Consider the following 12,324-nt stretch of genomic DNA (forward strand, 5'->3'; position numbering starts at 1 on the left):
CATCACCGTCACCGCTCCGGCGGGGCCGCCGTCGGTGGTGAACGTGACCGTGACCACGCCAGGGGGCATCAGCAACCCACTGTCGTACATCTATGTCGCCGCGCCGATCGTCAGCGGTGTGAGCCCGCAGTTCGGTCCGGACACCGGCGGCAACTCCGTCACCATCACCGGCAGCAACCTGGCCCTGGCGAGCGCCGCCGACTTCGGCGCCAACCCCGCCACCGGACTCACCGTGATCTCCGACAATCAGCTGACGGCGACCGCTCCGCCCGGAACCGGCACGATCGTGGTCACCGTGACCACACCGGGCGGCACCAGCACCCTGGGCCCCGGGAACCCGTACTACACATACCTCGGCGCTCCGGTCATCAATACGCTCATCCCGGACAACGGCTCATCGCTGGGCGGCGACTCCGTCACGATCCACGGCGCCAACCTCACGTACACCGACTCCGTGACCTTCGGGGGAACCCCGGCCTCCTTCAGCGTGCTCTCGGACACCCTGGCCGTGGCGACGGCCCCGGCCCACGCGGCCGGAACCGTCAGCGTTCAACTGCACACCCCCGCGGGCAACAGCAACACCCTCCCCTTCACCTACGATCCGGCCTGAGCCCACCGCGGTGGGCGACGGGCTCGGCGGACCGGGGCGACGGCTCAGCCGACCGAGGAGTACGCCACGACCCCGCGCAGCAGCCCGTCGACCGCGCGGCGGGCGCTCCGCGCCACCGAGCCCTCCGGGGCCGCCGCGGCGATCTGGCCGAGCACATCGATCAGTTGCTTGGTCCAGCGCACGAAGTCACCGGCGGGCATGTCGATTTCCCGCAGCACCTCGTCGAGCCCATGGCCGGACGCCCAGCGGTAGGCGGCCCAGGCGAAGCCCAGATCCGGCTCGCGCTGCCCGACGCCCTCCGCCTGATTGATCTTGTGCTCCTCCTCGAGCGCGTCCAGCCGCCCCCATATGCGGACCATCTCGCCCAGCGCGTCCTTGGCCCGGCCCGGGGGCAGTTTGGGCGGCAGCGCGTCATCGGCCGTCCGTGCCTCGTAGACGAGCGCGGAGGCGCAGGCGGCGAGCTCGGCGGGGGGCAACCCCTCCCAGACGCCCTCGCGCAGGCATTCGCTGGCCAGCAGGTCCAGCTCGCCGTACAGCCGCGCCAGCCGCTTGCCCACGTCCGTGACCTCGTCGCCGCGCAGATAGCCGAGCTCGCTCAGCAGGGAGCAGATCCGGTCGAAGGTGCGGGCGATGGTGTTCGTACGGCCCTCGATGCGCCGCTCCAACTGCCGGGTGTCGCGCAGCAGCCGGTGGTACCGCTCGCCCCAGCGGGCGTGGTCCTCGCGGTCGGTGCAACCGTGGCAGGGGTGGGCGCGGATGGCCGCGCGCAGCCGGGCGATCTCGGTGTCGTCGGCGGCGGCCGAGCGCTCCTTACGGCGCCGCCCCACATCGTGGTGACCGGCCTTGGTGCGCAGCGCGGAGGCCAGATCGCGGCGGGACTGGGGGCTGCGCGGATTGAACGACTTGGGGATCCGCATCCGGTCCAGCGGCTCGACCGGGACCGGGAAGTCGATCGACGCCAGCCGCTTGACCTGCCGCTCCGCGGTGAGCACCAGGGGCCGCGGCCCGTCGTGGTACTCCATGCCGCGGTGGCCGCCCACCCGCCCGGCGGGCAGCCCGGGGTCCAGCACCAGCGCCAGCCCGGCGAACTTGCCGGTGGGCACATGGATGACATCGCCGGGGCGGAGCTTCTCCAGGGCCACCGCGGCGGCCGCGCGCCGCTGGGCCGCGCCCTGCTTGGCCAGCTCGGTCTCGCGGTCCTTGAGCTCGCGGCGCAGCCGTGCGTACTCGTCGAAGTCGCCGAGATGGCAGGTCATGGAGGCGCGATAGCCCGCCAGCCCCTCCTCGTTGCGCTGCACCTGACGGGAGATGCCGACGACCGCCTTGTCGGCCTGGAACTGCGCGAAGGAGGTCTCCAGCAGCTCGCGCGAGCGGTGCCGCCCGAACTGGGAGACGAGGTTGACCGCCATGTTGTAGGACGGCTTGAAGGAGGAGCGCAGCGGATACGTCCGGGTGCCGGCCAGCCCGGCGAGCGCCGCGGGGTCCATGGTGCGCTGCCACAGCACCACCGCATGGCCCTCGACATCGATACCGCGCCGCCCGGCCCGGCCGGTCAACTGGGTGTACTCACCGGGGGTGATGTCCGCGTGCTGCTCGCCGTTCCACTTGACGAGCTTCTCCAACACCACCGAACGGGCGGGCATGTTGATGCCGAGCGCGAGGGTCTCGGTGGCGAAGACGGCCTTGACCAGGCCGCGGACGAAAAGCTCCTCGACAACTTCCTTGAAGGTGGGGAGCATTCCGGCGTGGTGGGCCGCGATGCCCCGCTCCAGCCCCTCCAGCCATTCGAAGTACCCCAGCACATGGAGGTCTTCGTCGGGGATCCCGGCGGTGCGCTCCTCGACGAGGGCCCGCACCCGGGCGCGCGCCGCCTCGTCGTTGAGCCGCAGCCCGGCGTGGAGACACTGCTGGACGGCGGCCTGGCAGCCGGCCCGGCTGAAGATGAAGGTGATGGCGGGGAGCAGCCCCTCGGAGTCGAGCCGGTCGATCACCTCGGCCCGGCCGGGGGTCCAGATCCGGCTGCGCTGACGGCGCTCCCGCTCCCGGTCGGCCTCGCGCATATTGCGGCCACGGCGCTTGTCGCGGCCGAAGGTGGGGCGGCTGCTCTCCATCCGGGCCAGCCGGACGAGATCGGGGTTGACCTCGCGGCGCCCGCTCTGGTCGCCGTCCCGGCCGCTCTTCTCCTCGAACAGGTCGTACATCCGGCGCCCGGCCAGGACGTGCTGCCACAGCGGCACCGGGCGGTGCTCGGAGACGATGACCTCGGTGTCACCGCGGACGGTGTCGAGCCAGTCGCCGAACTCCTCGGCATTGGAGACGGTCGCGGAGAGTGACACCAGCGTCACCGACTCGGGGAGGTGGATGATGACCTCCTCCCAGACGGCGCCCCGGAACCGGTCGGAGAGATAGTGAACCTCGTCCATCACCACATGGCCGAGGCCGAGCAGCGACCGGGAGCCGGCATAGAGCATGTTCCGCAGCACCTCGGTGGTCATCACGACCACCGGGGCATCGGAATTGACGCTGTTGTCCCCGGTGAGGAGACCGACCTTGTCGGCGCCGTAGCGCTTCACCAGGTCGGTGTACTTCTGGTTGGACAGCGCCTTGATGGGCGTGGTGTAGAAGCACTTGCGGCCCTGGGCCAGCGCCAGGTGGACGGCGAACTCGCCCACGATGGTCTTGCCCGAGCCGGTGGGGGCGGCGACCAGCACGCCCTTGCCGGACTCCAGGGCCTTGCACGCCTCGATCTGGAAGGGGTCCAGCTCGAAGTCGTACATCTCGCGGAAGGGGGCCAGCGCGGTGGCCTGCTCGGCGGCCCGGGCGCGGGACGCCGCATAGCGCTCGGCGGGAGATAGCTCGTCGGTCATCGTATCTACGAGCCTACCGGCCACCTCCGACAGCGCACGCGATCTTTATCGGGGCTTTGTTCGGTCCGCCGGGGCTCTGTTCGGCCTCGCCGGGCCGGGACGGGGCCGTGATCGGCGGCCCCGCCCGTCCCGGGAGCGGTTACGGACGGCTAGGTGACGTCGTCGTAGCCGTTGCGCCGGGGGGTGCCGCCGGGGTCGTCCCCGTCGGTGAGCTCCGGCCTGGCGCTGGGCGCGGCGACGGCCTCGGGGGTCAGATCCAGATCGGACGCCTCGTCGTCGCTCAGACCGAAGTCCGGGTCGGCGGCCCGGCGGCGGGCCTTGCGCCGGTCGTTGGCCAGGGCGACGCCGACGGCGCCGAAGTAGAGCACGACGACCGGCCCGGCCAGGGCGAACATGCCGACCGGGTCGGTGCTGGGGGTGGCGATGGCGCCGAAGACCGTGATGCCCATGATCATGGCGCGCCACCAGCCGAGCATCCGGCGTCCGGTGAGCACGCCGGTGAAGTTCAGCAGGATCAGCAGCAGCGGCAGCTCGAAGGCGACACCGAAGACGAGGACCATCCGGGACAGCAGATCGAGGAAGTCGTCCAGCGGGAGGAGGTTGTTGGCCCCCTCCGGGGTGAAGCCGATAAGGACCTTGGCGCTGGTCGGAAGGATCATGTACGCGAAGTACGCGCCGGCGACGAAGAGCGGTACGCCGAGCCCGACGAAGAACAGGCCGTACTTCTTCTCGTTGCGGTGCAGCCCGGGCGCGAGGAAGGCCCAGAGCTGGTAGAGCCAGATCGGGGTGGCGACCACCAGCCCGGTCGTGAAGGAGACCTTGAGCATGATCGTGAACGGCGACAGCAGACCGTTCACGGTGAAGTAGGCGCAGTCGTGCCCCTTGCTCCCCTTGCCGGAGAGATCGGACAGCGAGACGCCGCCACAGCCGACGGCGTCCAGCACCGGCTGCATCAGGAATTTGGCGATGTCCATGTAGTAGAACATCGCGACGATCGTGACCACGCAGATCGCCAGGACCGACTTGAGCAACCGGTTGCGCAACTCACGCAGGTGCTCAGCCAGGGGCATCCGCCCCTCGGGGTCCTTCTCCTTCGTGCGGGCAGACTTGAGCAACCCACGTCCTCATCTCGTGCGTTTGGTGGCGGCCTTCCAATGCCGCCGCCTTCAAGTGGCCCTGGGTCAGCGCTTGGTGGTGTCGCTCGGCTCCGATACCGGGCGCGAGCTGGACACGTCGCCGGGCGCGGCCTGGATCGTACGGTGGGTGGAGTCGTCCTGGCCGGGCTGGGGCGGGTCGGCCGGCGTGGTCTGCTGCTGCTGACCATCCGCCTTCATGGCCTTCGCCTCGCTCTTGAGGATCCGGGCGGACTTGCCCAGCGAGCGGGCCATGTCCGGAAGCTTCTTGGCACCGAACAGCAGCAGCACGACGACAAGGATGAGGAGAATCTCGGGAACGCCGATCTTTCCGAACAGCATAAGCGTCTTCCTTCTCACCGAGGCGGCTGGGGGTGGGGCTGCCCGACCGGTCGGACAGGTGTCCGGCAGCCGTGCTGTCTGCGATCGTAGCGCGCAGGGGTAAACCGGAAGCAATCCCCGTGCGGACTCCGGGTTGCGACCCTCCGCCTCGCTACCAGGGCCGCGAAATCTCAGCGTACCCCGCTTGGCTGTGGGGCAGCAGAGCGCCCATCACCTGCGGACCCCACCTTCTGGCGCGGGGACGGGCTCCCACTGGCGACGCGAGCGGCTCCCACTCACGACGCGGAGAAGCTCTCACTCGCGACGCAGAGCGTCCACCGTTGATCCCAGCGGGGCCGAGGCCCGCTCCAGGTCCTCGGCGGCCCGGGTGATCCGCTGCGAGCTGTCCGACACCTGCTTGGCCAGCCTGCGGACCTCCGCGTGGACCCGCACCGAGAGCACGGCGAGTACGGCGATTCCGCAGAAGGCGAGGGCGAGGGCGAGCATCGGCCAGAGCATGCGGCAGAGCCTAGACGGTGGAGTGCAGCCGCAGCGTGCGCACCCCGCCACCGGTGAGCAGCTCCACGATCCGCTCCCCCGCCGGTTTGCGCACCATGGTTCCGCAGTCGGGGCAGGTGAAGGAGTAGAAGGTGGTGCGGTCGCTGGCCCCGATGGCCAGCCGCAGCGCGCCCGCGGCCAGCTCGAACCGGCCCCGGCACTCCGGACAGGCTGCCTTGAAGACAACCGAAGCGGCACTCCCCCGTGCGGTCACTGTGTGCGTCCCTTCACTCACCGTACGCCGCGAGCGCCTGCCGCGCCGCGTCCCGGGCACTGTCCGCGAGACCCTGCGGCGAGACGATCCGGCCGTCCCTGCCCAGCCGCAGCGCCAGGCGCCGCAGCGAGCCGGGGTCGGGCGCGCGCAGGGTGATCCTGAGGCCGCCGTCGGGCAGCTCCTCCGCGCTGTCGTGCGGGTAGTACTCGGCGACCCAGCGCCCGCCGGGGCCGACCTCGACGACCACCTCGGGGTCCTCGGCACCGGTCTGCACCAGCGCGGAGGACAGGTCCGACAGATCGCGCAGCTCGATCGGCGGCGGATCGGACGCCTCGTCGAGCAGCTTGATCTCGACGACCCGGTCGAGCCGGAAGGTGCGCCGCGCCTCGGAGAGGCGGCACCACGCCTCCATATAGGTGCGGCCCACGGCGAAGAGCCGGATCGGGTCGACCTCGCGCTCGGTGATCTCGTCGCGCGCGGGCGAGTAGTAGCGCAGCCACAGCCTGCGGCGCTCGGAGATGGCACGGTCGACGTCGGCGAAGACGCCGCCCTCCGACTCGAAGATCACCGAGAGCCGGGAGCTGGCGCCCGCCACCTCGCCCGCCGCGGCCTCCAGCTTGGCGGTGGCCCGCAGCAGCGCCTCCCGGTCGCCCTCGCGCAGCCCGGGGAGGGTGGCGACGGCGCGGGCGGCGACCAGCAGCGCGGTGGCCTCGTCGGCCGCCAGCCGCAGCGGCTCGGCGACATCGTCGGGGTTATGCCACCAGATCCGCTCCCCGTCGGTGTCGATGTCCAGCAGATCGCCGCCGCGGAAGCTGGTGCCGCACAGTGGCAGCACATCGAGGTCGGCGATCAGCTCGTCCTCGCTGATGCCGAAGGCCCGGGCGACATCGGCGACGCGGGCGCCGGGGCGCTCGCGCAGATATGTCACCAGGGAGAGCATCCGCCGGGTCTGGTCAATGGCGTTTCCGGCCATGATGAAGTGATCCGTCCCCTCAGCCCTTGGCGACCGCGCGCAGCCGGTCCACGACATCCGCCCGCAGTTCCTCGGGCCCCAGTACGACCACGTCCGGGCCGAACTCCACGAGCCAGGCGTCCAGGCCGTGCCCGTAGGGAATCTCCAGCTCGTCCCAGCCGTCACCGGCCGCCCGGGTGGACAGCGCCTTCGCCCGCAGCGGATAGCCGTGGCCCGAGCGCAGCCTGATCCGGGCGGTGCCGGTGGCGGTCTCGCCCGCCCAGGTCTCCACGGTCTCCCGGACGGTGACGTGGTCGGGCACCTCGGCGGTGAACGCGTCGGACCGCAGCCGGACCCGGCCGGTGATCCGGGAGAGCCGGAAGACCCGCTCGGCGGCGCGCTCGCGGTCCCATCCGGCGAGATACCAGTGGCCGCGCCAGGACTCCAGGGTCCAGGGCTCGACCTGCCGCTGCTCGGGGCGCGCGGCGTTCGACTTGCGGTAGTCGAAGAGCACGGGGCGGCGGTCGCGGCAGGCGAGCATCAGCGGCTCGAAGGCGGCCTCATGGACCGGGATGCGCGGCTCCAGGGCGCTGTGCCCCGGCGTGTCGTACGGATCCTCGGCGACCGGCATCCCGGCGGCGCGCAGCTTCTGAAGCGCGCCGCTGGCGGCGCCCGCGAGCCGGGCCTGCTGCCAGACCTTGGCGGCCAGGCCCAGCGCGGCGGCCTCCTCGGCGTCGAGGGTGATCGGCGGGAGGCGGTTGCTGTCCCGGCGGGCGAGATAGCCGATCTCGCCGTCGAGGCCCTCCACCGTCTCGATGATCAGGCCGAGTTCGCGCAGATCGTCCTTGTCGCGCTCGAACATGCGGTTGAACGCTTCATCGTTCGCCGCGTCGGTCTGGAGGTACGCCTCTATGGAGCCCCGCAACTCCCGTTTGGTCAGCGGACGCCGCGTTCCCAGCAGGCACAGGGCCAGGTTCATCAGCCGCTCGGCCTTGGCAATCGCCATCGACGCCCTTTCTTCGTGACCTTACGCACGTGACCGTACCGCTACCGGGACGCGCGGCAAAAGCCGAGGGCCCCCGCCCATTGGCAGGAGCCCTCGGCGCGATGGACCGCGGTCTCAGACGGAGATCAGATCGCAGACGAAGATCAGCGTCTCGCCCGGCTTGATCCGGCCGCCGCCGGCGCCCCGGTCGCCGTAACCGAGGTGCGGCGGGACGATGAGCTGCCGGCGACCGCCGACCTTCATCCCCTGGAGTCCCTGATCCCAGCCGGAGATGACCTGGCCGACGCCGAGCTGGATCCGCAGCGGGGTGCCGCGGTTGTAGCTCGCGTCGAACTCCTCACCTGTGCTGAAGGAGACGCCCACATAGTGCACGGCGATGTTGTCGCCGGCCTTGGCCGCGGGCCCGTCGCCCTCCCAGATCTCCTTGATCTCCAGCTCGGCCGGCGGCTCGCCGCCCGGGAAGTCGACCTCGGGCTTCTCGATGCTCACGAAATTGCTCCTTGTAACGTTATGGGCAACCCGCACAGGCTACAGAACCGCCAGGATGTCCACGGAGAACACCAGCGTGGAGTTGGCGGGGATGCCCTTCTGGGCCGCCTTGCCGTAGCCCAGATCCGGGGGCACGACGACCAGCACCCGGCTGCCGACCTTCTTGCCGGTGAGCCCCTGCGACCAGCCCTTGACGACCTGCTGGAGCGAGAACTGGGCGAGCTCACCGCGCTTGTAGGTGGAGTCGAACTCCTTGCCGCCGTCCCACAGCACGCCCTTGTACTGGACGAGCAGCGCGTCGGTCTTCTTGACCTCCGGGCCGTCCCCCTCGATGACGTATTCGGAGACCAGCTTCTTCGGCGCGGCCTTCTTGGGGAGGGTGATGGTGGGCGCCTTGCCGTCGGTGTTGGTGGACACCTTGGGCAGGTCGGCGTCGGTCTGCTCCACCTTGCTGCCCTTGGCCGAGCTCTTGGCGTCGAAGGCGGCCACGAGGTCGATGACGAAGACCAGCGTGTCGGTCCCCTTGATACCGGCCTGCGGCTGGCCCTGCTTGCCATAGGCGTACGCGGGCGGGACGGCCAGCTCCAGCCGGCTGCCGAGGTTCCGGCCCAGCAGTCCCTGGTCCCAGCCCGGGAGGACCTGGCCCTTGCCGATCGGGAAGGCGGCGGTCTTCTTCTTGTCGAAGGTGTTGTCGATGACCTTACCGGTGTCCCAGATCTGCGCCAGGTAGTTGATCTGGACCCAATCCCCCTTGACCGTCTTCCTGCCGTCCCCCTGGCTGATCGTCTTGACCGCGAGATCCTGCGACGGCTTCCCCGTGCCCTTGGCGACCTTCGGCTTCTCACCGAACTTCTTACCGGCGGTAATGGGTGGCACCGGTCCGGAGACGATCTTGCCGCTGGGGGCCGGTGAGGGACTCTGGTTCGTCGGCTCCTGTGACGGCTTGGTCTTCTCGGACCCTGATTTGTCGTCACCACAGCCCGCGAGGGTCAGCAGGCCCGCGGGCACGGCAAGGAGTACGGAGCGTCGGCGCACGGAGTCCTCGTTAGGTAGATCTTGCGATGGCCAATGCGCGCCACTCTACGACGTGACTCGGGCCCCGTCCGGAGAACGCACGGGGCCCGAGGGCAAGCTAAGCCGTACGCCGGTCACATACCGGCGATGAGTTTCTCCACCCGGTCGTCGACCGAACGGAACGGGTCCTTGCACAGCACGGTGCGCTGTGCCTGGTCATTGAGCTTCAGATGTACCCAGTCGACGGTGAAATCGCGGCGCTGCTCCTGGGCCCGGCGGATGAAGTCGCCGCGCAGCCGGGCGCGGGTGGTCTGCGGTGGCACCGACTTGCCCTCGAAGATTTTCAAGTCGTTGCAGACCCGGGCCGCCTGACCGCGCTTCTCCAGCAGGTAGTAGAGGCCGCGGCGGCGGTGGATGTCGTGGTAGGCGAGGTCTATCTGGGCGATCCGCGGATGGGACATGGTGATGTTGTTCTTGGCCCGGTACCGCTCGATGAGCTTGTACTTCATCACCCAGTCGATCTCGGTGCCGATCCGGTCGAGCTCCTCGGTGCGGATCGCGTCCAGGGTGCGGCCCCACAGCTCGAGGACGCGCTCGACCATGCCGGTGCGGATGCCACGGCGCTCGCAGAAGTCGACGGCCTTCTCGTAGTACTCCTGCTGCACTTCCAGGGCGGACGCCTCGCGCCCGCTGGCGAGCCGCACCTTGCGCTGCCCGGTGATGTCATGGCTGACCTCGCGGATGGCCCGGATGGGGTTCTCCAGGGTCAGGTCACGCATCACGGTGCCCGCCTCGATCATGCGGAGCACCAGATCGGTGGCGCCGACCTTGAGCAGCATGGTGGTCTCGGACATGTTGGAGTCGCCCACGATGACATGCAGCCGGCGGTAGCGCTCGGCGTCGGCGTGGGGTTCGTCGCGGGTGTTGATGATCGGCCGGGAGCGGGTCGTCGCGGAGCTGACGCCCTCCCAGATGTGCTCGGCGCGCTGGCTGACGCAGTAGACCGCGCCACGCGGGGTCTGGAGCACCTTGCCCGCACCGCACAGCAACTGCCGCGTCACCAGGAACGGGATGAGAATGTCGGCGAGCCGGGAGAACTCGCCGTGCCGTGCCACCAGATAGTTCTCGTGGCAGCCGTAGGAGTTGCCCGCGGAGTCGGTGTTGTTCTTGAAGAGATAGACGTCGCCCGCGATTCCCTCCTCGTGCAGGCGACGCTCCGCGTCCACGAGCAGACCCTCGAGAATGCGCTCGCCTGCCTTGTCGTGGGTGACCAACTCGGTCACGTTGTCACACTCGGGGGTTGCGTATTCCGGGTGCGAGCCCACGTCGAGATAGAGGCGGGCGCCGTTGCGCAGGAAGACATTGCTGCTGCGGCCCCAGGAGACGACACGGCGGAAGAGGTAGCGCGCCACTTCGTCAGGAGACAACCGGCGCTGTCCCCTGAATGTGCACGTGACGCCGTACTCGTTCTCCAGCCCGAAAATGCGGCGGTCCATGACTGAACATTACGCCTGATGGCGTGCTCTGAAACCGGGTTCGACGGCACGGTTGCGATCATTTTCCGCCCGGGGTTCATCCGATGTTGGGTGAACGGTCGGCCGGACGACGGGGCGTGGCAGGTCCTGGAGGAACCGCCGGGCGGCCACCAGCACCGCCAGCGCGGCCACGCCACCGGCCGCGGGCACCGCGAATCCGAGGGCCACTCCGCCGAACTGGACCGCGGGCCCCGCCACGGCGGTGCCGAGCGCGTTGCCCACCACGAACGAGGTCACCAGCCAGGAGAACGCCTCGGTGACCGTGCCGGTGGGCGCGTGGCGGTCCACCACGACGAACGCGCAGGCCAGCGCCGGAGCCAGGAACACCCCCGCCACCCCGGCGAGGACGGTCATCATGACGACGCCCGGCACCAGCATGAGCGGCAGATAGCCGAGTGCCAGCGCGGCCACCAGCAGCCGCAGCCGCCGTTCGGGCGTGCCGGGCCAGGTGCGGCCGCCGTAGACGATGCCACCGGCCAGCGCGCCCACCCCGAGGGCGGAGAGCAGCCCGCTGGAGACCGCGCCGCCGCCGTGCTCGTCGGCGTACGCCACCGCGGCCACCGCGATCGCGCCGAGGGCGAGCCCGATGAAGAAGAACGACCCGAGCAGCACCAGCAGCCCCGGCGAGCGCAGCGCGCCCAGCCAGTGCGCCTCGCGCGGCGCCGAGCGCCACTGCCGCGAGGGGCGGGAGACCACGACCCAGAGCGCGCCCGCGACCCCGATGGCGTTGATGACCAGCAGCGCGGCCGCCTCGGACCACACGGCCACGCTCAGCGTGACCAGCAGCGGGCCGACGGCGAACATCACCTCCTGGGCCACGGCGTCCAGCGCGTACGCCGCGTGCACCTGGTCCTCGCGCCGCAGCACCGAGGGCCACAGCGCCCGCAGCCCGCCCTCCAGCGGCGGGGTGAACAGCCCGGCGATCAGCATCGCGGCGTACGCCACGGGCAGCGGATCGAGCCCGACGACGGCGAACAGGACCATCCCGAGCGCCGAGGCCACGGCGGCGGGGAGCATCACCCAGGTCTGGCCGAAGCGGTCCACGGCCCGGCCCAGCAGCGGCTGGCCCACCGCGTTGGCCACGCCGTAGACGGCCGACAGCCCGCCGGCGAGGGCGTAGCTGCCGCCCTCGGCGCGGGCGAAGAGCAGCACGGCCAGGGCGGCGGTGGCGTTCGGAAGCCGTCCCAGCAGCGTGCCGATGAGCAGCCGTGCCGCGTGCGGGGTGCGCAGCAGTTCCCCGTAGCCAGCCGCCATTACCTGCCCCTTCCTTGCCAGGTCCGCCTCAGGTTCTGTTCCTGGTCCGGCGGATTCCTGTGGGTTGTCGCGAGTGCGTCGCGGGTGCGGCGCGGGTCGTGTGCGACGTTGTACGTATAACTGCCAGCGTCATACGTACCATGGCCGCCACCGCGGGTCCACTCGCGGACCGAAAATGAGCAGCCTGCGGCGAGACGCGTGGCGGCGGAGGGAGCGGAGGCGATGGTGGCGAGCGCGGACCGCGCCCACACGGCGGACGGGGCCCCCGGGAAAGGTCCCCGGGGAACCGGCCGGACGGGTGAGTCCGCACGGCACGAGGTCCCGGGCGGCAGCGAGACGGCCGCTCGTCCGGGGGGCGGGACGGCCGCGGG

12 protein-coding genes are annotated in these 12,324 nt (G+C 70.5%); 1 reads left to right on the forward strand and 11 read right to left on the reverse strand.

Features of this window, described 5'->3' with window-relative positions; translation table 11 throughout:
• Positions 1-610: IPT/TIG domain-containing protein (locus KN815_RS19765; RefSeq protein WP_216343272.1), on the forward strand; the 610-nt coding region annotated here is incomplete at its 5' end.
• Between the two features lie 44 nt (positions 611-654).
• On the opposite strand, the gene KN815_RS19770 is transcribed toward KN815_RS19765, so the two are convergent.
• The 11 genes from KN815_RS19770 to KN815_RS19820 all read right to left on the reverse strand — a co-directional run bounded on the left by KN815_RS19770 (position 655) and on the right by KN815_RS19820 (position 11,953).
• On the reverse strand, positions 655-3,477 hold the full coding sequence (locus KN815_RS19770; RefSeq protein WP_216343273.1) for a DEAD/DEAH box helicase: 2,823 nt from the start codon (positions 3,475-3,477) through the stop codon (positions 655-657).
• 149 nt (positions 3,478-3,626) lie between these two features.
• Positions 3,627-4,592 carry a twin-arginine translocase subunit TatC gene (gene tatC / locus KN815_RS19775; RefSeq protein WP_216343274.1) on the reverse strand — a complete coding sequence of 322 codons (966 nt, stop codon included), beginning with the start codon at positions 4,590-4,592 and terminating at the stop codon, positions 3,627-3,629.
• 66 nt (positions 4,593-4,658) lie between these two features.
• Complete coding sequence (tatA, locus tag KN815_RS19780) at positions 4,659-4,949, reverse strand: Sec-independent protein translocase subunit TatA (RefSeq protein ID WP_216343279.1); 291 nt, start codon at positions 4,947-4,949, stop codon at positions 4,659-4,661.
• 297 nt (positions 4,950-5,246) lie between these two features.
• A complete protein-coding gene (locus KN815_RS19785) occupies positions 5,247-5,450 on the reverse strand; it encodes a hypothetical protein (protein ID WP_216343275.1) in 204 nt (67 codons plus the stop codon).
• Between the two features lie 10 nt (positions 5,451-5,460).
• Positions 5,461-5,703: a hypothetical protein gene (locus tag KN815_RS19790; protein ID WP_014059501.1), complete on the reverse strand. Its 243-nt coding sequence runs from the start codon at positions 5,701-5,703 to the stop codon at positions 5,461-5,463.
• 13 nt (positions 5,704-5,716) lie between these two features.
• Positions 5,717-6,676 (reverse strand): helix-turn-helix transcriptional regulator, encoded by a 960-nt coding sequence (locus KN815_RS19795; RefSeq protein WP_119986468.1) that lies wholly within the window; start codon positions 6,674-6,676, stop codon positions 5,717-5,719.
• A gap of 19 nt (positions 6,677-6,695) precedes the next feature.
• Positions 6,696-7,661, reverse strand: coding sequence for a helix-turn-helix transcriptional regulator (locus tag KN815_RS19800; RefSeq protein ID WP_211126516.1), 966 nt, complete (start codon positions 7,659-7,661; stop codon positions 6,696-6,698).
• A 114-nt stretch (positions 7,662-7,775) separates the two neighbouring features.
• The gene (locus KN815_RS19805) at positions 7,776-8,150 is read right to left on the reverse strand and encodes an FKBP-type peptidyl-prolyl cis-trans isomerase (RefSeq protein WP_216343276.1); all 375 of its coding nucleotides are present in this window, start codon (positions 8,148-8,150) and stop codon (positions 7,776-7,778) included.
• A gap of 39 nt (positions 8,151-8,189) precedes the next feature.
• Positions 8,190-9,185, reverse strand: a complete 996-nt coding sequence (locus KN815_RS19810) for an FKBP-type peptidyl-prolyl cis-trans isomerase (protein WP_216343277.1) — start codon at positions 9,183-9,185, stop codon at positions 8,190-8,192.
• A gap of 113 nt (positions 9,186-9,298) precedes the next feature.
• Entirely contained in the window at positions 9,299-10,660 is a 1,362-nt protein-coding gene (pafA, locus tag KN815_RS19815; protein ID WP_014059506.1) for a Pup--protein ligase, read from the reverse strand.
• Between the two features lie 9 nt (positions 10,661-10,669).
• Entirely contained in the window at positions 10,670-11,953 is a 1,284-nt protein-coding gene (locus tag KN815_RS19820) for an MFS transporter (protein WP_216343278.1), read from the reverse strand.
• Positions 11,954-12,324: the final 371 nt, after the last annotated feature.

Source organism: Streptomyces niphimycinicus, assembly GCF_018883605.1.
Classification (GTDB): domain Bacteria; phylum Actinomycetota; class Actinomycetes; order Streptomycetales; family Streptomycetaceae; genus Streptomyces; species Streptomyces niphimycinicus.

Excerpts from the sequence above, each read along its gene's own strand:
- KN815_RS19770 (WP_216343273.1), bottom strand. The coding sequence starts at position 3,477 with ATGACCGACGAGCTATCTCCCGCCGAGCGCTATGCGGCGTCCCGCGCC.
- KN815_RS19785 (WP_216343275.1), bottom strand. The coding sequence starts at position 5,450 with ATGCTCTGGCCGATGCTCGCCCTCGCCCTCGCCTTCTGCGGAATCGCC.
- KN815_RS19795 (WP_119986468.1), bottom strand. The coding sequence starts at position 6,676 with ATGGCCGGAAACGCCATTGACCAGACCCGGCGGATGCTCTCCCTGGTG.
- KN815_RS19800 (WP_211126516.1), bottom strand. The coding sequence starts at position 7,661 with ATGGCGATTGCCAAGGCCGAGCGGCTGATGAACCTGGCCCTGTGCCTG.
- pafA (WP_014059506.1), bottom strand. The coding sequence starts at position 10,660 with ATGGACCGCCGCATTTTCGGGCTGGAGAACGAGTACGGCGTCACGTGC.
- KN815_RS19820 (WP_216343278.1), bottom strand. The coding sequence starts at position 11,953 with ATGGCGGCTGGCTACGGGGAACTGCTGCGCACCCCGCACGCGGCACGG.